5 protein-coding genes are annotated in these 21,888 nt (G+C 62.3%); all 5 read right to left on the bottom strand.

Annotation, left to right across the window (positions count from 1 at the left end):
- Positions 1-13 precede the first annotated feature (13 nt).
- A complete protein-coding gene (locus BSU04_RS18440) occupies positions 14-2,275 on the bottom strand; it encodes a TonB-dependent siderophore receptor (protein WP_089161957.1) in 2,262 nt (753 codons plus the stop codon).
- Between the two features lie 163 nt (positions 2,276-2,438).
- Positions 2,439-2,693: an acyl carrier protein gene (locus tag BSU04_RS18435; RefSeq protein ID WP_256982994.1), complete on the bottom strand. Its 255-nt coding sequence runs from the start codon at positions 2,691-2,693 to the stop codon at positions 2,439-2,441.
- Between the two features lie 47 nt (positions 2,694-2,740).
- Positions 2,741-3,748 carry a TauD/TfdA family dioxygenase gene (locus tag BSU04_RS18430; protein ID WP_256982992.1) on the bottom strand — a complete coding sequence of 336 codons (1,008 nt, stop codon included), beginning with the start codon at positions 3,746-3,748 and terminating at the stop codon, positions 2,741-2,743.
- Between the two features lie 16 nt (positions 3,749-3,764).
- Positions 3,765-10,445, bottom strand: coding sequence for a non-ribosomal peptide synthetase (locus BSU04_RS18425; protein ID WP_089161954.1), 6,681 nt, complete (start codon positions 10,443-10,445; stop codon positions 3,765-3,767).
- Entirely contained in the window at positions 10,442-21,760 is an 11,319-nt protein-coding gene (locus tag BSU04_RS18420) for a non-ribosomal peptide synthetase (RefSeq protein WP_089161953.1), read from the bottom strand. The genes BSU04_RS18425 and BSU04_RS18420 overlap by 4 nt, the downstream gene beginning before the upstream one ends.
- Positions 21,761-21,888: the final 128 nt, after the last annotated feature.

Raw genomic sequence — 21,888 nt, 5'->3', positions numbered from 1 at the left:
GCCTCCTGATGAATTACCACTGATACTTCAATCCCGCGAGGACGAGCCGGCCTTGAGCCCAGTTGCACGAGCCATTGCTGCACGACGCCATGTAACGGCGATCGAGCAGGTTGCTTGCATTGAGCGAGCCGGTCCAGCCGTGCATGGAAGGGAACGCGCGACCGAGGTCATAACGCAGCGCGAGGTCGACCAGCGTTGCCGACGAGGTCAGGAGCGTGTTTGCCGTATCGCCGTATGAACCGCCGATATAACGCAGGCCCGCGCCAGCTTGCACACCGTTGAGCGGCCCGCTGGTAACCGTATAGTCCGCCCACATGGAGGCGGTATTGCGCGGAATGCCGAGCGGCACCTTGTCCAGGTTCGACGTATTGCTCTTCGTGTTGAGCAGGTTCGTGTACGTGTAGCTGAAGATCAGTTGCAGGTTGCTGGTCAGGCTCGCATGGGCTTCAACCTCGAAACCCTGGGACCGCACTTCGCCGGTCTGCACCTGGAAGTTGATGTTATTCGGGTCCGTGGTCAGCACGTTTTGCTGCGTCAGGTGAAACGCCGATACCGTGACAAAACTGTTGTAACCCTTCGGCTGATACTTCACGCCGACCTCGTACTGCTGGGCGGTAGTCGGCGAGAACGACGTACCCGAGAAGGTCGAGCCGACTTGCGGCTGGAACGACGTCGTATAGCTGGCATACGGTGCAAAACCGTTGTCGAACTTGTACACACCGCCGGCACGCCAGGTGAACGCGCGGTTGAACTGTTTAGTTTGCGCACCCGTCACGTACGACTGACTATCTTCGTTCGTCCAGTCTTCGCGCACGCCCAGCAGGAACGACCACCGGTCGATGTCAATCTGGTCCTGAGCGTACGTACCAAGCTGCTTGACCGACTGCTTGTTCGAGGTGCCCAACTCGAAGGTTGGGTACGGAATGTACTGGCCGTATTGCGGATTCGTAATGCTGAGCGACGGCACATTATTGTCTGCCGATGCGAAGAAAACGTGGTCGAACTGCGTATTCTGGTAGTCGACACCCACGGTCGCCGTATGGGACACAGGTCCCGTGTTGAAACGCGCGGTCGCCTGGTTGTCAAGCGTGTGCGAGTTCAACCGGCCGCTGTTCAAGTACGCCTCGCGCGCCAGCTCCGTACCATTGTTGATATAGCCCAGGTCGTCGGCCACATATTGAACGGTCTGGCTGTTATGAAGGAAACGATAGCTCTGCTTGAACGACCAGATGTCGTTCAGACGATGATCCAATTGATACCCGATAGACTCTTGTGTCTTGCGGAAGCTGTCGAAGGTCGGCTCGCCCGGATAGAAACTACGCGGCAGTTGCGCCACGCCGGTCTGGATCGTGCCCACCACCGGTACGAAGTTATAGATACCCGCCTCGGGGTCTGCCTGATAGTTCGCAAAGACCGTAAACGTCGTGTCTTTTGTCGGCTTCCACGTGATGGTCGGCGAAATAGCGAAACGCTGCTGGTTCACATAGTCCGTTTGCGTGCCGGTATTAAAACCGTCCGCTGTCAAACGGTAGAGCACCTTGCCGTCTTGATCGATAGGACCACTGAAGTCGAAAAACCCTTGCAAGCGCCCGTAGCTGCCGGTCTGGAATCCGACTTCGTGCAGCGGCTCGGCTGTCGGCATCTTGCTCACGAGATTCACCGTGCCACCCGGCGAACCCTGCCCGTACAACACCGACGCCGGTCCGTGCAACAACTCGATCCGCTCGAACATGTACGGATCGAAGCTCGTCACGTTGTAGCCGAAACCGCCGGCCGGGCCGGGCGTGCGCAAACCGTTCCAGAACTCGTCGACGAGAAAACCTCGTGCGTACAGGTACTCGAGCGAATCCGTGTTGGTCCCGCGCTGCTCCGGGTTGATACCCGACGTATAGCGCAGCGCTTGCGCCACGCTCTGCACGTTCTGAATGTCCATCTGGTCACGCGTCACAACCGAGATCGCCTGCGGCGTCTTGATGATCGGCGTGTCGGTCTTGGAACCCGCCGTGCTCTGCTTCGCCACGTAACCCTTCACCGGTCCCGTGCCTGTTTCCGCATCGCGCTGACCTTTCACCACCACAGCCGGCAACTGTTGACCCGCGGCGGCTGCAGCCGGCTGGCCTGATCCGTCCGCCGGTACGACGGCATCACTTTGCGCCAACGCAGAGGTCGCCAGGAACACGCCCGCTGCGATCGGCGCGAGCCGCCAGGGATTCCTTGCGCGCCCGCGCGCCCGGATACGGTCTGCGCCGCGTCGTTCTGATTGTTGTCGTGCCATGGTCTCTTGCAGTTAGTGTGGTTGGATTTGTGAACGCTAATGCGAATGCGAATGATTATTAATCACAGATTATATCGAGGAGCTATTTCTTTGTGTGAAATTTCCCTACTGTCGTGTGGATCTGTCGTGTGGATCTGTCGTGCGGGATCGTCGATCGGGTCAGTCAGGCATGGCCGAGAAAGCGGGCGAGGCTGGCAACGCTCGGGTGATCGAAGACGTCGCCGGGTGAGACTTCATGGCTTAATGTGCGGCGAATACGGGCCACTAGCTTGATGACCAGCAGCGAATCGCCGCCCAGTTCGAAGAAGTCGTCATCGTCGCCGATCGCACCCGGATCGATCTCCAGCAGCGTTGCGAAGAGTGTGCGTAGAGCTGCATCAAGGGCGGGCTCCTGGAGTTGGGGGGTCTGTTGGTCCATGTTCGTTGGGTCTGCCGTCTGTATGGGATATGGGAAACGGGGGTGGGTCATGCGCCTGCGGAACGTGCGAATTGCGAGCGCTCGACCAGCTCGCTCATCGCCACGACAATCTTGCGAGGTCCCTGATAGGGATCGCGAGCGTGCGCGACAAGCATGTTGTCGAGCATCAGCACATCGCCTGCGCGCCAGTCGAAACGCACCGCACAGCGCTCGTACGCTTCACCGATCAGGGCGATGTCGTCGTCGCTGATCGCGCTGCCGTCGCCGAAATACGCGTGCCGTGGCATACGTTGGAGCCCGACCGTATCGAGCAGATCCATCCGGAGATCCGGTGCGAGGCAGGCGATGTGATGCAACTGCACCTGATTGAAGAACGACCGCTCGCCGGTCAGCGGATGCACGATCACCGCCGGACACACGGTGCGTGTCTGCAGCTCGTCGTTCGGCAGCCATTCGTACCGCACACCCGCCGCGTCGCAGCGTGATTCCACCGCGCGCCGGTCGTCGGTATCGAAGAATTCGCGCCACGGCACATCCAGACCGCGAGTAAAGGTGCGCACGTACATCAACTGCTTGCGCTCGAACGTATCGATCAGTTGCGCCGGCAACTGCCGCAGCATCTCGCGGCAATCGACAATGGGCGTAGCGCCGCCCAACGCAGACGCCAGTTCGCAGAAGAAAAATTGGCGACGCGGCCAGCGCGACAGGTGCGAGCTTTCGTTGTGGTAAAGGATCATCTGCCGCTCGGGGTACGGCGTGGAACGGTAGGTATTGCGGCCGCCCTCCTTCTTTGGCAGGTCGCCATATTCGCCATACAGCGCCGGTGAAATGGCTTCGGCGAAGGCTTCGAAAGCAGCGGGTCCCGGCAGGCCAAAATCGCGGAACAGAATGGCGCCGTGGCGGGCGAGCCAGGTCTCGAGTTCCTCGCGATGCGCGTCGATCCAGCCGGGTAAATTGTTAATCGGAACGGTTGGTGTCAGGACGATGGGCAAGCGTGAGTCGGCGTTGAAAAAAGAGGTCTCGACGCAAGCATCGGCGATCGGGGTCGCGTTCATAAATGAGTGGTCTCGTTCATTGCGAAATGGTTTCCCGTACCCGATGGAGCACGGCGTCGGGCGAGTTGTCGGGAAGCGTCCGGTCGAGATCGAGCCGTGCATCCGGATTGGCCGATACCTGATCCAGCAAGTCACGCCACAATCCGAACCACCGCTCCACCGTGGACCTTACGAATAGCGAGGATGCGTACACCCATTCGACCTCGTAACCGCCATCGGCTGGTTCCACGAACAGCGCCATGTCGAATTTCGATTGGGTTCTCTGCGGGCGCAACAGTTCGATCGCAAGACCCGGCACGCTCGCGTTTTTGCGCGGCAGGTCGCGCAGTACGAACAACATTTGCAGCAGCGGATTTGCATCACGCCGACGCGACACGGCAAGCGCGTCGACAATCCGGTCGAACGGCAACGCCCGATGTTCAAGCGCTTCCCAAGCTGAATGCTTCGCGGTGTCTAGCCATGCGTTGAAGCTCGACGTGCTCACGCCGTCTGCGGTTATGCGAGAGCGGACCGGCAACACGTTGATGAAAAAGCCGATCAGCCCTTCGAGCTCGGTGCGCTCGCGCCCTGCTACGTCGGTTCCAATCAGAAGATCGGGCTGGCCCGTCAGCTTGTGCAGGAACAGTTGGAAACTGGCAAGCAGCACGCCGAACGGCGTCATACCTCGCGCGCTTGCGAGCGTCCTGACCCGCCCGCCCGTCTCTTGAGATAACGACAGTCGCGCAGTGCCGCCATCGTGAGAAGCGACCGGCGGACGCGCACGGTCAGCCGGCAAGGCCAGGAAATGCGGAGCATTCGCCAGATACGTGCGCCAGAAGTCCTGTTCGTCACGCACCTTCACAGGAGTCAATTGTTCGCGCTGCCACGCCGCGTAGTCCGCGTACTGGACCCGCAAGGCCGGCAACGCGGGCGGTATGCCGCTGCGCCGTGCGCGATACCCGGCGCACAGCTCATCGATAAGAACATGCACCGACGCACCATCCGCCACGATGTGATGAAGTACAAGAATCAACACGTGATGGGACGTATCGAACCTGAGAAGCAACGCACGCACCAGCGGTGGCGCAGCAAGGTCGAATGGACAGTTCGCTGCATCGGTCAGGTAACGGGCGACGGCCTGTTCGCGCTGCGCATCGGGCAATGCGCTGCAGTCGACCAGCGGCATTGATACATCAATATGATCTGCAATTGTCAGGAAAGGATCGCCGTCATGCTCGTCAAACGACGAGCGGAGGACTTCATGCCGGTCCACCAATGACGCGAGGCTCGCATGCAGGAAGTTTGGATCCAGGTCACCGCGCAGGTCCAGGCCCGCGGCCATGTTGTACGACGCGAGACCACAGCCCGCCAACTGGTCCACGATCCAGATGCGTTGCTGCGTGAGCGATAGCGGCATCTCCTGCTGCCGTTCGACGATACGGATCGTTGACGTCTCGCTTCTGACCGGGTGTGCATTGCACGATAGTTCATCGATACGCACAGCGAGCGTCTGAAGCGTCGGTGCGCTGAACACTGCGCGCAGCGGCAACTCGATCGGCCACTCGGCTCGCACGCGCGACACCATCCGCATGGCGGCGAGTGAATGACCGCCGAGCGCGAAGAAGTTGTCGTCGCGGAGGATGATGCTCTCGGGTTTACTTTCGGGTTTGCTTTCGGCCAGTCCCAGCACCTCGGCCCAGATACGCGCAAGTGCGATTTCGGTTGCGCCCTGCGGCACGCGGTGAACGCTAGCGCCGCTTTTTGTCGCTGTGCGCGCCAGTTCGCCCAACGCCTGCCGGTCGAGCTTGCCGTTGCGGTTGAGCGGCAACGCGTCGAGCACGCGCAAACTTGACGGCACCATGTAGTCCGGCAGGGCAGCTGCGAGTTGCTTCTTCAGCAGGGCGGTATCGAGCGTACATCCACCCTTTGCTGTTGCAAACCCAGCCAGACGCCCCGCTGCCGAGACAATCACCGCTGCATCGAGCACGCCATCCAGCGCACGCAACCGCGCAGCAATCTCGCCCGGCTCCACGCGATAACCGCGAATCTTGACCTGATCGTCAATGCGCCCAAGATATTCGATAGCGCCATCCGCCAGCCGGCGTGCCCGGTCGCCACTGCGATACAACCGCGCGCCTCTTGTGTAGGGATCGGGAACGAAGCGCTCCGCGGTCATTCCAGGCTGGCCCAGATAACCCCGCGCGACACCCGCGCCGCCCAGATACAGTTCGCCGATTTCGCCTGCACCGACGGGGTTCATGTGTGCATCGAGCACCCATGTCGCAGTGTTGGCGAGCGGCGAGCCAAGAGGCAACGTAGCCGCGCGAACGTCCGCATCCGCCGCGTGTTGCGTCAGGATACCAACGGTTGTCTCGGTCGGGCCATAGTGATTGATCACGCGGCATGATGGCTTGAGCGCGCGAATCTTCTCGAGCAACGGCCAGGCTGTCGCCTCACCGCCCAGCACCAGCGTGTGGGCTGGAAGCACGTCCGCAGCGTTCCGTGTCTGCAGCAACGCATTCAGATGTCCTGGAACAATCTTCAGTATATCTATGCTGTTATCAGCCATATACTGCGCGAAGCAATCCGCGTCCAGCGTCTTGTCGCGGTCGATCAGATGCAGCGTGCCACCGGATGCGAGTGCGCCGAACAACACCGTGTGGCCAAGATCCGCAGCCACGGTCGACACCATCGCGAACGTCGCGCGCGGCGGTAACATGAGACGGTCAAGCACAGCTTCCACGTAATTGCTCAATGCAGCATGCGGTATTACTACACCCTTCGGCGTGCCGCTTGAGCCCGACGTGTAGATCACATAGGCCGCTTCCCGTGAGTCGACGCTCGGCAGCACGCGGGTTAATGCATGCGCATGTTGTTGCGCGTTATCGATGGTCGTTTGCTGCAGAACATCAAACGCAAGTCCAACCTTTTCCGACAGCACAAACTGCGCTGCGCAACCGCGCAAGGTCTGTTCAAGTCTTTGCGGCGGATTGCCCGCATCGAGGGGAACATAAGCACCGCCTGCCTTCAACACACCGAGCATCGCAACGACGAACTGCGCCGAGCGGTCCGCGACTATGGCAACGAGCTGTCCAGCCTCAAGACCGTGATCGAGCAACCAGCATGCGATCCGTTGCGCGCGTTGGTCGAGTTCGCGATAGTTCAGACGCTCCTCTCCATCGATCACCGCCAGCGCTTCCGGCTGGGCTCGTGCATGGCTCGTGACGCGCGCATGCACCGGCTGCTCGCCGGAGAGGTTTGTTTCCATGCCGCGGCTTGTGGCCGCCACGCGCTCCTGCTCTTCAGGATCGAGCAGCTCCAGCTCTGCGAGGGTCAGGTCAGCAGCAGGGTCATCAGAGAGCAACGCCGTGGCAAACGCTTCAACTACCCGCTGATATTGCGTGGCCATCCGCTCAACGCTCTTCGCATCGAATAGATCGCTGGCATAGGTCAAGTAAGCACGCATTCCACCGTCCCCCGATTCGCGCAGGTCCAGTGCGAGCGGAACCTTCGCGTGTGCTTCTTCAAGCTCATAACGCAATGCGGTGAGCCCCGGCAGACGCGCGAGTGCCGGATAGTCATCGGTGAGATAGTTGAACGTCGTCTCGAAGAGCGGCAGACTTTGCGCGCCGCGCGCCGGGTTCAGCCGCTCGACCAGCACATCGAACGGCAGTGCCTGATGCGTCTGCCCGTCGATCGCGGCCCTGCGAAGCGCGGCCAATAAAGCGGATACGCTCAGCGACGCCCCGCAGACGCTGCGCAGCACGATGGTGTTGGTGAAAAAACCAACCACGCCGTGCATCTCAGGCCGGTGTCGATTCGCTACCGGCACGCCGGTGCGGATATCGGCCTGCCCAGTCACGCGATACAACCACGCGTGATAGGCCGCGAGCAGCAGGATGAACGGCGTGGCGCCATGCCGGTTCGCTGCATCGCGGACCCCGCGTGCGAGGCTTGCCGGAAGCGCGAACGGCATGCGCGCGGCAGCCAGGCTGCCGGTACCGGCAGCGGGCGAACGATCGAATGGCAAAGCCAACGCAGGCGCTTCGTCGCCGAGTTGGCCGCGCCAGTAATCGAGCTGGCGCTGCGCTTCGCTGCCGTCAAGCCAACGGTGTTGCCACGCGGCGTAGTCGGTATAACCGAACTGCGGCGCGGCAATCGTGGTGGGCGTGTTCGTAACAGCAGCGCGATAGTGCGCGACGAATTCATCGACGATGATCTGCATCGACCATCCGTCGGTGGCGATGTGATGCAGTGCCAGCAGCAACACGTGTTCATTGTCGCCGTAGCGGACAAGGCCCGCGCGCAACACGGGTCCATGCGCAAGATCGAAGGGCTCGGCGGCGAAGCGCTGCGCGAGCTTGGCGAGCGCTTCTTCGCAGAAGTCTTCATCAAGCAGATCAGCGCGCATCCAGTCGAGTGGTCTTGCCGGATGGATTTGCGGCACGTAGACATGCGCCGTGCCCGGTGTCTCGACAAAGCTCGTGCGCAACACAGCATGACGTTCGACGAGACTGTCGAAGCTGCGGCGCAGCGCGTCAATATCGAGTTGGCCACGCAGCCGTATGCCGGTAGCAATGTGATAAGCGCGACTCTGCGGATCGAGTTGCCATGCGAACAGTTGCCGCTGCTGCGCGTGCGATACGACAAGCTCGTCGCCGCGTTCGAACTGGGTGGTATTGGCTGGCTCGAACGGCGGCTTTTCAAGCGCCTGAGATAGCACTTGAGTCATGGCCGCGAGTGTCGGGAATTGGAAGACCTGCCCGATCTCGAACGGTCGTTGCCAACGTTCGCAGATGCGTGCCACTAACCGTGCCGCCGTCAGCGAACTGCCGCCGGACACGAAAAAATGCGCGTCGCGTGTAGCGATCTCGTTTTCGAGCACATCGCTCCAGAGCGCTGCGAGTTTCTTTTCGAGGCCGTCGAGCGAAGCGTGCTGCGGCGTTTGGACCCCGCCTTCACCCACGACAAAGCGACCATGCTCCCAAAGCGCATACGCATCGAGCGCTTGGTCCTGCCAGCCTTGCCGCGTAGCCGCGCGCTGCAACTTCCCGCTTGATGTCTTGGGCAACGCCGCAGGATTGAGCAGCACGACAGCGACGGGAACCTCACCGCACGCGTCGAACACGCAGCGATTCAACTGCGCCAAGATAGCAGTCGCCGTGAAGCGCTTCTTCATCATCGGCGCGATTTCGAGTGCGAGCGCAGGACCTTCGACGCCATCGATATCGGCGGCAAATGCGATGACCCGACCTTTGCGCACGAACTCGCAGCGCGCCTCAACAGCCTGCTCGATATCCTGCGGATACAGGTTCTTGCCGCGCACGATGATCAGGTCCTTGCAGCGGCCGGCAATATAGAGCTGACCGTCGTGCATGAAACCCAGGTCGCCGGTACGTAGCCATCGCATCGCGCCATCGGTACGAAACGTCGATGCGCTAGCATCGGCGCGTTGCCAATAACCGTGCGCCACGCTCGGCCCGCCTACATGAATTTCCCCGATATGGCCGCTGGTGAGCCTTTCCCCATTCTCCGGATCGACGATCTCAATCAGGTGGCCCGGTTGCGGCGCGCCGCATGCGACCAGCACCGTGCCCGGCTCACTCTCCGACGTGACGTCCACGCGAGCGGCAGACAAAGCGTCGCTCTCAAACCTGGCCGATACCAACCCAGCGCCGCGCCGGCCACCCGTCACGAAGAGCGTTGCTTCGGCGAGGCCATAACACGGATATAGCGCGGCGGCATCGAAGCCGGCAGACGCGAAGCGCGCGACAAACGCATGGAGCGTGTCGCGCCGCACGGGTTCCGATCCGGAGAAAGCAAGCCGCCAACTCGAGAGGTCGAGTTGCGCGACCGCGTTGTCGCGCATGCGTTCGGCACACAATCGATACGCAAAATCAGGTGCACCGGAAATCGTGCCGCGATGCCGGGCGATCGCCTGCAGCCAGCGCATCGGACGTTCAAGAAAATACTGCGGCGACATCAGCACGAGAGGAATGCCGCTGAACACCGGCTGCAACATGCTGCCGATCAACCCCATGTCGTGATAGAGCGGCAGCCAGCTCACGAACACGTCGTCGCTCCGCACGCCGAGGCCCGCCTTGATCGCTATCTCGTTCGCGATCAGATTACCGTGGCTGACCATCACGCCTTTCGGCGTTCCGGTCGAACCCGACGTGTATTGAAGGAACGCGATATCGGCAGGTTGCACGTCATGCAGCGCGAAAGCACGGGTATCGGCGGACGCACTCGTCGCGCACAGCGTATCCACCGCGATGATCTCGGCGTCCGGCGCCAGTTCACCGTACTGGTCCGCGAAGCGCTCCTGCAACGCCGACGTGGTCAGCACGTAACGCACGCCCGCGTCCTGCGCGATCCCGCGTAGCCGCGCCAAATGCTGCTCGCGTTTCGATTCCGGCGGATAGACCGGGACGGCGACGACTCCGGCATAAAGACAGCCAAAGAAGGCACTCACGTAGTCGACACCGCTGTCCATCAAAAGCAGCGCGCGTTCACCGGCCGCCCGTCGCTTACCGAAGTGCGCTGCCACGGACGCCGCTCGGCGATCGAGCTCGGCATAGTCATACTGCACTTCCCCCGTCGCGTCGATCGTGGTCAAGGCGACCGCGCCGGGACGTTCGAACGCCAGCGTACAGAGGTGCGTAACCATCCCGGCCTCACCGGGTTGCCATGTGCTCGTCAGGTCGTGCGCGCTCATGACAAGTGCTCCGGCCGATGGTCATGATCACTCGAAGCACTGGATGCGAGTGCCCGCGCGAGGTCATCGAAAAGGTCGTTGTGCCGCACGATATGCGTATGGTCCGCGTCGATCTCGTTGGCCACCGACACGCGGCCCGTCGAGTGCGCCGACCACATAGCCGTCGCTTCGCGTGCTGGGCGGTAGGGCCGGTGCCGTGCCCACCAAAGCTTCAGGTCGACCGGCAATGGCGCGCGCTCCGTGTGGCGGACGATATGACCCAGGTGCCGCTGGAACAACATCACCTTGCTGAGCAGCGCGCGAGTGCCGGCATCGGACAATTCACCTTGCATTGACGGCCACTTCTTGCCGGCATCGTCGAGCACCTTCTGCAGTTCATGATCCGTGGCGCGATACGTGCGCATTTGCTCGTGAGTCACCTTAGCTTCATCGCGAATCTCGCGATTGTCCTCGACCCTCAACACGTGTGCGTCGATCAAGCCGACGAACGGCACATCACCGCCGTCGCGTGCCAGCACACGTGCTACTTCGGTCGCGATCAGGCCACCCACCGACCATCCGATCAACCGGTATGGCCCGACCGGTTGTACAGTGCGAATACGCGCTGCGTAGTCGGCAGCCAGTTCTGACAAATCACCGGGCCACCAGTCCTCCGTATAAAACGGCGCCTGAACGCCGTACACGTTGGCGACGCCATCGAGGGCTGCGGCAAGCGGCCGGTAGTCGGCGACCAGACCCGATGCCGGATGGATTGCGAAGACAATCGGCGCGTCGGTACGCTCGCTCATCGATACAACATTCGCGGCATGTCCCGCGTCCTCTGCCCCGGCCTCGCGCTGTGCGGCCAGATACGCGGCGAGCGTGCGAACCGTGGCGTGCTGGAACAACGCTTCGAGCGTCAGGCTGGCCAAGCCTGCCTGCGCACCCTTGGCGAGGACCTTTAGCGCGAGCAGCGAATGTCCGCCTGCTTCGAAGAAGTTATCGGTGACGCCGAGGTCATCGCGCGCCAGCACTTCATGCCAGATGCCAAGCAACTGCGTCTCAAGGGGCGTACTTGGTGCGGTTCTCTCAGCGGTCTTCCGGTCGCCCGGCTCGGGCAGCGCGGCACGATCGAGCTTGCCGTTCTGCATGAGAGGCAAACGCTCGAGCCAGACCAGCACCGACGGCACCATGTAGCCCGGCAAACGGCTCTCCAGCACGGCGCGTACGGCTGCTTCTTCGAACTGGTCACGATCCCCGACCACGTAGCCGACAATCCGCTTCGCATCACCTTCACCGTGCAGGGTAGCGACCGCTGCCTGAACACCGGACGACTCCCGCAACACCGCTTCGATCTCCCCCAGTTCAATGCGCAAACCGCGCAGCTTCACCTGGCTGTCCAGCCGCCCGAGAAAGTCGATGCTGCCGTCCGCGCGCCGCCGGCACAGATCGCCACTGCGATACACACGCGCCCCTGTCGTATGCGGGTCCGGAGCGAACCGTTGCGCCGTCAACCCGGGTCGATCCAGATAACCGCGTGCGAGCGTAAGGCCACCAATGCACAACTCACCCAGCGCACCGACCGGTGCTTCGTTACCGTGCCGGTCCATCACATAGACTCTGCGCGACCCATACGGCTCGCCGATCGATACGATCGCCTGTGCCGTATCCGCAGCGCAGGTCTCGCGATACATGCACGCCACCGTCGTCTCCGTCGGGCCGTACAGATTGTCCAGGCGGATACGGGCGAGCGGCCCATCGCGCCACTGCGCGAGCGCATCGCCGGGAAGTCCCTCGCCGCCCACGGTGATTTGCCGCAACGAAGCGAGGTCGTCCAACGGCGGCGGCGTGCGCAACCATTGTTGCCAGTACGCGGTCGGAATCCGCGCAAAGGTGACGCGGCCGTCCTTCAGGTGGCGGCTCGTCGTCTGGATGTCCCATAGCTGCGGACCCCGCATTTCGACCTGACCGCCCTGCATCAGCGCCGGCAGCATTTCATGCAGCGCCACGTCGAAGTTGATCGTCGACGATTGCAACTGGATGTCCGCTGCATCGATTCCATATGTGTTGATGAAATCCTCCAGATGGCGGCTCAGCGCAACATGACTGATCGCCACGCCTTTGGGCCGTCCCGTCGAGCCTGATGTGTAGATCACGTACGCCAGTTGTTCGGGATGAATGGGGACATCGAGCGGATTGTCAGGCGATGATTCAAGCGCGTTTATGTCGATGATCTCGCGGCCCGCGAAGAGCGGCCCGCATGACGCAAAGGTGGCTGCATCGCCGAGTACACACGACAGTTGCACGTCATCCATCATGGTCCGCAGACGCTCGGCCGGATAGGCTGGATCGAGCGGCACGAACGCCGCGCCGGACCGGAGCACACCGACAAGTGCGGCGACCAAGCCGACCGAGCGCGTCAGACACAGTCCTACGCGAGTCTCGGCACCTATTCCTCGTGCATTCAACGTTCGCGCAATGCGGTTCGACCAGACATCGAGTTCTCCATAAGAAAGGCGCATACCCTCGCAATGCACGGCCGGCGCCTGAGGCTGGCGACGAGCCTGCGCCGCGATGCGTTCGCCGGCCGGCACGAACGCGTGAGCGCTGAGCGCAGGTCGGTCCACTTGGACATCTAGCACGAGCTCAGCCAGATACGCTTGATCTTTCGTCGCAATCTGCTCAAGCAACGAGACGTAGTGGCCAAGCATCCGTTCCACCGTCCGAGCGTCGAACACATCGCGTGCATAGTTCAACGAGACCGTGATCCCGTCGTGCCGTTCGCGGGCCGACAGCACAAGATCAAAACGCGCCGTACCAGTCGACGTTTGGATCGGCGAGACCCGCAGGCCAGGCAAGCTGAGCTTTTCGCTTTCCGTGCCGTGGTCGTAGTTGAACATGACGCTGAAGAGAGGCGTCTGCGTGAGGCTTCGGCCAGGATTCAGCGCATCGACAACCCGCGCGAACGGTACGTCCTGATGCGCCTGCGCTTCGAGCACGCGTTCGCGAACATGGCGCAGCAGCATTTCGACGGTATCGAGTCCCGTCATCTCCGTGCGGATCACCAGCGTGTTCACGAAAAAGCCGATCAGCGATTGCGTCTCAAGCCGGTCTCGCCCCGCGACAGGGACGCCAACGCGGATATCGGCTTGCCCGCTGTAGCGCGCGAGCAGGACATCGAAGGCCGCCAGCAGCACCATGAACGGCGTCGCCTGATGTCGTCGGGACAGCGCTCGCACGGCATCGACGACCGGTGCTGCGAGCCTGACGTCGACCCGTGCGCCTGCCTGATTGCGCGAAGCCGGCGGCGAGCGGTCGAACGGCAGATCAAGCACCGTCAGTTCACCGCCAAGCCGCTCACGCCAGAACGCGAGCTCCGCGTCGGCGCGTGCCTGCTGTTCCGCATCGTTTTGCCAGAGCGCGTAGTCGGCGTACTGGACCGGCAACGCCGCAAGTTGATGCGCGCGGCCTTGACGGATCGCTGTATAAAGACGCGAGAACTCGTCGAGGATGATCCGGTTCGACCATGCATCCGAGATGATGTGATGCGTCACGAAATGAAGCACATGTTCGCAGTCGCCAACCCGGATCAACGTGACGCGAAACAATGGCCCTTGCTCCAGCGAGAAAGGTGCACGGGAGATCGCGTTCACGGTGTCGGCTACGCGCTGGGCTCTGCTCTCCTGCGGGACGTCCTCGAGATCGAGCACCGACCAACCTGGCTCGACGACATCGACTTGCTGCATCGCCACGCCATCGACCTCAATGAAGCGTGTGCGCAAGCTTTCATGACGTGCGGCGAGCGCCGCGACTGCTTCACGCAGGATGTCGCGGTCGAGCGCGCCTTCCAGCTTCACCGCTCCCGTCAGGTTGTACGCAGCACTCTGCGGACTCAGGCGCGAGAAAAACCACAGCCGTTCCTGTGCAGGCGAAAGCTTTATGCTGAGCATTCCTTCTGGTCTTGCGGAGATTACGCCGCGTGGCGCGGCGGGTGTAACTGGTATCGCGCCCGGTATGTCCCTCTCGATCGCACGCGCCAGATCCGCCAGCACTGGAAAAGCGAACAACTTCTGCACCGGCAACTCAACGTTCAACGCCTCACGCAGCGCCGCCATTGCGCGCAATGCCAACAGCGATTGCCCACCCATCTCGAAGAAATTATCGTGACGGCCAATACGTTCGACACCCAACACGTCCTGCCAGACGCGTGCGAGCGCCGGTTCTATCTCGCCTGTCGGCGCTTCCCAGATTCGTTTGGTTTGCTCGGGCAACGGCAACGCGTGGCGATCGACCTTGCCGTTCGTGTTCAGCGGCAGACGGTCCATGACCACGATAAGACCGGGCACCATATAGTCAGGGAGAACCGCGATCAGCGTTTCTCTTAACTGACTGGCGAGCGCGGCAGCGTCGGCATGCTGCCCGGCCCGACGCGACACATAGGCCACCAGCCGCGCACCGCCGGTTCCTTCGTGCGCCACGACAACGGCTTCGGCAACCTCCGGCTGCGCGAGCAACCGCGCCTCGACTTCCCCCAGTTCGATACGAAAGCCCCGGATCTTCACCTGATGGTCGATACGCCCCAGATACTCAAGGCGACCGTCGCCCCGCCACCTCACTAGATCTCCTGTCCGATACAGACGCGCGCCGTTGCCGTTGATCGGGTCCGCCACGAATCGCTCTGACGTCAGCCCACCCTGCCCGATATAGCCGCGCGCCAACCCGACACCACCGACATACAACTCGCCCGGCACGTTGGGCGGAACGAGCGCCATGCTTGAATCGAGGACGTAGAGTTGCGTTCCCGCGATAGGACTGCCCAGACCCGGCGCTGCATCCAGCACGCGCGAGGCCGCCGACCAGATTGTGGTCTCGGTCGGGCCGTACATGTTCCATAGCTCGACGCCCTGCTCGTTGAGGTCGCGTGCCAGATCCGGCTGCAAGGCCTCACCTCCGCACAGTCCCTTGAAGCGCACGAGCGGCGCGTGCGGCCAGCCACCGGCCCGCAGCAGCCGCCAGCCGGCAGGGGTCGACTGCAACACCGTTGCCTTCGACTCCTGTACCAGCCGTGCCAGCGCCGCGCCGTCCCGGGCCACTTCTCGCGTCGCCAGGACAATCCGCGCGCCGACGACTAGCGGCAAGTACAACTCAAGCGCGGCAATATCGAATGACAACGAGGTCACCGCAACCAGTACGTCGTCTGCTGCCAGGCCGGGCTTCGTCTGCATGCTGTGAATGAAGTGGCTGAGCGCGTGGTGGTGAACCATCACCCCCTTGGGCTGACCGGTGGAGCCCGACGTATAGATGACGTAGGCCAGGTTGTGTCCACGCACGTCGACATGCGGCTTGTACGCCGGTTCATCGTCAAGATTCAGCGCGTCGAGTGCCAGCAGCGGCGGGGTCTGCCCGTCCGCGCTGAAGCGCTGTATAACGGCTCTTTGCGTGAGCAACAAACGCACGTCGCTATGGGCCACCATGTAAGCCAGACGTTGCGCCGGATACTGCGGGTCGAGTGGCACATAGGCACCGCCCGCCTTCAATACGGCCAGCAAGCCGACCAGCATCTCTACGGAACGCTCCATGCCGACGCCAACCTTCACTTCGGGTCGTACTCCCAGCCGCACCAGTTTGTGCGCGAGCCGGTTGGCCCATTGGTCGAGTTCGCGGTAGGTGAGCGTTTGATCACCGAACACCAGCGCGAGCGCATCCGGCGTCTTCATCGCCTGACGTTCGAACAAGTGGTGCACCGGCTCTGCCCGCACAAATACCTGGTCGTTGCGGCCCCACGCGGTGAGTTGCTGCTGCTCGCGATCTCCCAGCAGCGGCACCGCACGCGTGTCCGGCCGGCTCGCGATTGTCTCCAACACAGCGACGTAACTGTCGAGCAGACGTGTGGCCGTCGTCGGGTCGAAGAGATCGGTTGCGTAGTTCAAAGCGACCCGGAGGCCCTCGCCACTAACCGATACATCCAGCGACAGGTCGAACTGCGCCGTTCCCGTTCCGCCAGTCAGCGTGCTCACTTCGATGCCGGGTAGTTCAACTTGCGAGCGCGGCTCTGCGCTGTAGTTGAACATCACCTGGAAAAGCGGTGTGTGACTGATGCTGCGTTGTGGCTGCAGCAGTTCAACCAGCTTCGCAAACGGCACGCCGGCATGCGCCTGCGCGCCGACCATCCGGTCACGCACCTCGGCCAGCAACGCGCTGAACGGCTCGGTCCGGCGCGTCACCATGCGGATCACCAGCGTGTTGACGAAAAAGCCTATTAGCGGCTCGGTCTCGAGGCGGTCGCGGCCCGCTACCGGCACGCCCACACGGACGTCGTCCTGTGCGCTATAGCCTTGCAGCAGCGTGCCATAGGCAGCAAGCAGGGTCATGAAACGCGTGGCGCCATGGTCGAGGGAGCATTTCTCAAGGGCATCGGCCAGCTCAGCACCGAGCGATCTTTCAATGACTGCACCCGCACTGCTGCGCGCCCCATGACAAACCCGGTCGACAGGCAACGCCAGCAGCGGCTGTTCGCCGCCGAGTTCGCGCTGCCAGTAGGCGTAGTGGGTATCGAGTGCGGCTTCGTTCCGGGGGCTGCGCTGCCACAATGCGTAGTCCCCACATTGGATCGGCAGCGGCGCCAGATCGGCCACTTCATTGCGACTCGCCGCTCGGTACAGTTGCGAGAACTCTCGTAGCAAGATAGCTTGCGACCACGCATCCGACACCACGTGTGGCATCGCGAAATGCAGCACGGTCTCGGTCTTCGAGCGTGCCAGCAAAGTGACGCGCAGCATTGGCCCATGTTCGAGATCGAAGGGCTCGCGGCCCAATTCAAGCAAGCGCGCGTCGAGTTCATCCTGAGCGCGAACGTTTTGTTCGCGCCAGCCATAGCGGCCATGAGACCCATCATGCGCCGCGTTATCGACGACTTGCCACGGCTGCCCATCCTCTTCGACAAAACGCGTGCGCAGGCTTTCATGCCGCTCGAGCAAGCGATCTAGTGCTCTGCGCATCGCTTGCCGATCGAGCGCGCCGCTCAGGTTGACGGCGCCGGTAATGGTGTAAGCCGCACTGTCCGGTTCGAGCTTCCATAGGAACCACAAACGCTCCTGCTCGTGCGTCAACGGAATCCGGGCCTCGTGCCCACGCGGTGAAATACTGTCTGCCGCACGCGCTTCGCGTAACGCCAGTTCCGCCGCCAGACTTTCAAGCACGGGGTGCAGGAACAGCGTCTGCAGCGAGACGTCACGGCCCAATTCCTGACGAATGCGCGATGCCACCCGCATCAGCAGCAACGAGTGACCGCCGATCTCGAAGAAGTTGTCGGTCATGCTCAGACCGTCACGACCGAGCACCGATTGCCAGATCGCCAGCAACGCCGCTTCCAGTCCGGTACGTGGCGCAATGCGCTGGCGCGCCGCTTCCACGCCTGGTTCGGGCAACGCCGCGCGATCCACCTTGCCGTTCTGCATCAGCGGCAAGTGCTCCATCCATACGAGCGCCGACGGCACCATGTAACCCGGCAGACGACTCTGCAAGATTCGTCTGACCACCCCGTCGTCAGCGTCGCCGACCACATAGCCCACAAGCCGTTTCGCATCGCCTTCGCCGCGCAACGCGGCTGCCGCCGCCAGCACGCCGGGCGCTTCCCGCAGCACCGCCTCGATCTCGCCCAGTTCGATACGATGACCACGCAGTTTCACTTGCTGGTCCAGTCGCCCGAGGAAGTCGATGCTGCCATCTGCACGGCGGCGGCACAGATCGCCCGTCCGATAGAGCCGGCTGCCGGACGGACCGTCGGGATCCGGTATAAAACGTTCGGCGCTCAGCGCGGCACGCCCGAGATAACCGCGCGCCAGCGTATGCCCACCGATGCACAACTCCCCCAGCGCGCCAGCCGGCGCCTCATTGCCGTCCGCATCGCAGACCTGCACCGAGCGCGACGGATAAGGACCGCCAATCGATACGATCGCCTGCTCCTCGTCCTGAGCACGTGTCTCGCGGTACATGCAGGCGATGGTCGTTTCAGTCGGACCGTACAAGTTGTCGAGCCGGATGGAGCCTAGTGGACCGTTGCGCCATTGGCGCAGCGCGTCGCCGGGCAGTCCTTCACCACCCACTGTGATTTGCCGAAGCGCTCCCAACGAAGCAGCCGGCGGCGGCTCCCGTAACCACTGCTGCCAGTAAGCCGTCGGGATGCGTGCGAACGTCACCTTCTCCTCGATCAGATGACGGCTCGTGGTCTCAGGGTCCCAAAGCTGCGGGCCGCGCATCTCGACCTGACCGCCGCTCAACAGCGCGGGCAGGAGTTCATGCAGGGCGACGTCGAAGTTGATCGTCGATGATTGCAGCACCTTGTCGGCCGCACCAATGCGATACGTGCCAATGAAGTCGTCCAGATGCCGGCTCAGGGTGCCATGGTTGATCGCCACGCCCTTCGGACGCCCCGTCGAGCCCGAGGTATAGATCACATAGGCAAGTTGTTCTGGATGAAGCGGCGCGCAAAACGCGACATCGGCCTCGTCATTGGCGGTCGAATCCGCTTGCAGCGGCCTGTCATCAGCCACATGGATCGGCTCGCGGCCGTGCAGCAATTCGCCCAGCCGCTCAAAACCCGTGTGATCGACGAGCACTCGCACGATGCCGGCGTCGTCGAGCATCGCGGCGAGTCGTTCGAGCGGATAAGCCGGATCGAGCGGCACAAATGCAGCGCCCGATTTCAGCACGCCGAGCAACCCCGCGGCCAGCGCGGCCGAGCGTTCCACGCACAGCCCAATGCATTCATCGGGACGAACGTCCAGCCGGTTCAGGCGGCGTGCAATACGGTTCGTCCAGCGCTCAAGCTCGCCGTATGAAAGGCGCTCGCCCTCACAATGCAGCGCGGGCGCTAGGGGATGTTTCGAAGCCTGCCGGCTGAAACGCGGCCCGACCGGTTCGAATGCAGTGCTTGCCACTGGCCGCTGCGTCGCGCCACGCGTGCCATCGCGGCTCAGTACGATCTGAGCCAGCGACTGGTCCGCCACCGCAGTCACTTGCCCCAGGATCTCGACGTAGTGCTCAAGCATCTGCTTGACGATGGTTTCGTCGAACAGGTCCGCCGCATAGTTGAAGGAGAGCCGCAACTCATCGTCGCGCTCGACAGCATTCAGCACCAGATCGAAGCGGGCTGTCGGCACGTCGTTCGCCACCTCCGACACGCGCAGTCCAGCAACGTTGATGTCCGTCCGCTGCGCGCGGGTGTGATTGAACATCACCTGGAACAGCGGCGTCTGCCCGATGCTGCGTTCAGGCTGCAATGCCTCGACAAGTTGGGCAAACGGCAGCGCATCGTGACGATGCGCTTCAAGCACACGCTCATGAAGCTGGCTCAGCAAGGTCCCGAACGACGCGACGCCGGCAAGCTCTGCCCGGATCACCAGCGTGTTGACGAAAAAGCCGATCACCCGTTCCGTCTCCAGCCGGTTGCGTCCTGCAACCGGTACGCCGATACGCATATCCTTCTGACCACTGTAACGCGCGAGCAAGACCGCGTAGGCCGAGAGCAACAAGGTGAACAGCGTCGTTTGGTGACTGGCCGCCGCTTGCTTGAGCGACCGGGCGAGCATCGCGTCGAGCGCGACACTCACGCGCGCGCCTCGGGCGTTGCGCGTTGTCTGAACACCTCCGCGGCTGCGCACGACCGGCAGTTCGAGTACGGGCTGTGTCCCGCCCAGTTGCCTCACCCAATAAGCATGATGTGGGTTGTTCTCGCCATCGACAGCCCACTCTTTCTGCCAGGCGGCGTATTCGCCGTACTGCACAGGCAACGGTTCGGCCGTCGGCGCCGTTGCATTGCATAGTTGCTCGTATGCCGCGATGAACTCATCGAGCAGCAGCTTGACCGACGCGTGGTCGGAGATGATGTGATGCATCGACACATGCAGCACGTGAGCGCCGGTCGCTTCACTCAGCAGCGCGACGCGCAGGAGCGGCCCGCGCGTGAGATCGAACGGTTGCAGCGACAACGCTTGCAAGCGTCCTTCGAGCGGACTTGCTTCTGCCGAATCGATATCGGTCCAGCCGTAGCCAGCTTCGCCCACGACCTGCCACGCCTGCCCATCAGATTCCATAAAACGCGTGCGCAATACTTCGTGCCGTTGCACGACGTGAGCGAGCGCCGCACGCAGCTTGTCGATGTGCAGCGACCCTTCAAGCCTCAGCGCGCCCGACAGGTTGTAGCTCGCGTCGTCCGGATCGAGTTGCCACAGGAACCACAACCGCTCTTGTGCCGGTGACAGCGGAAAACGTCCTGAACGGTCCCCAAGCGCAACGATGGGCAACTGGTCGCCCGACATGCCGCGCTCACGCAAACGCAGGCGAAACGCCGCGCGTTTTTCCGGCGGCAAGGTCGCATAGGTTTGAGCGACGGCTTGCAGGCCGCCTCCTGCCGGTTTGGCGTCTTGCGCATCAGGTACCGCGACTTCAGGCTTCGCGGCAATCGCCCCAGGCAGGTTCTTGCGCGCCTGCCGTTTCAGGAATGGACAGACGTCTTGGGCGGCGACGTTCTTGTCGTCGAGGAAATACTGCTTCCATTCGAGATTGCCTGCATCGCCGTAGAAGCCCAGGTCAGGATGCGCAGGGGTTTCGTCCCAGGTCTCCAGGCGTTTGCGAACCTGGTTGCGAGCCTCTCGGCCGATGACCTTGTTGGTGATCGTATCGACAAACACACTGCGCGGCTGGAACAGCAGCACCATGCCCGGGCCGAGGTTGCGGCTGTGACGCAGCTTGAACGAAGGACACGCGCAGACCACGAACATCTGCACGCCCGCGAACGAAAATTCCCACTCTTCATGCGACGGCTCGGGCTGCTGGTCCGCGGCAGGATCGGGGTCGACGTCGTGAAGATGCTGGAGCGTCTTCCAGAATAGTTCGTGATACTCATCGTGTGAAAGCGGTTTAGTGTCGGGCTCGAAAAACACCGCGATGTTGTTCTTGCGATACTGCGGCAGCGTTGCGAGTTTCGCGAAAGTCTGCATGGTTGCGGGCAAATCGCGGATGTTCTTGTCGTGGCCACTGACGAACGAGTAGAACATCTCGCCGCGCCGTTCCGCCGTCGTACCGAAGAAGCACGGATAGGCCGGATGCATTACCTGCTCGCGCAAGGTCTCATACGCGCTGTCCAACCACCCGGGCAGATCGACCTCGGCGCCGGTCGAACGGCCCACGATGATGCGGCTTTTCCAGTCGCCCGGATCGAACTCGGGGCTCCTCCCCGATGAACCCGATGAGCCCACGGAGTCCGGATCATCAAGCGACTTCGCCGGCTTGGCGGGATTTTGCTGCGTCGTCTCTTCGTTTGTCAGCATCTTCATTCCTCTCGTTCATCACCCAACCTCGCACCCAACCTCGCACCCAACGTCGCACCCAACCTCGCCCTGACGCGCATATGCCGCGCACTGCGCGACACAAACGGCGGGCGAGCCGGTACCGGCCCTGTCAT

The sequence above is a fragment of the Caballeronia sordidicola genome (assembly GCF_002220365.1).
Taxonomy (GTDB): domain Bacteria; phylum Pseudomonadota; class Gammaproteobacteria; order Burkholderiales; family Burkholderiaceae; genus Caballeronia; species Caballeronia sordidicola_C.
The sequence above is the reverse complement of the archived record's forward strand: the minus strand, read 5'-3'. Positions and strand labels throughout refer to the sequence as shown.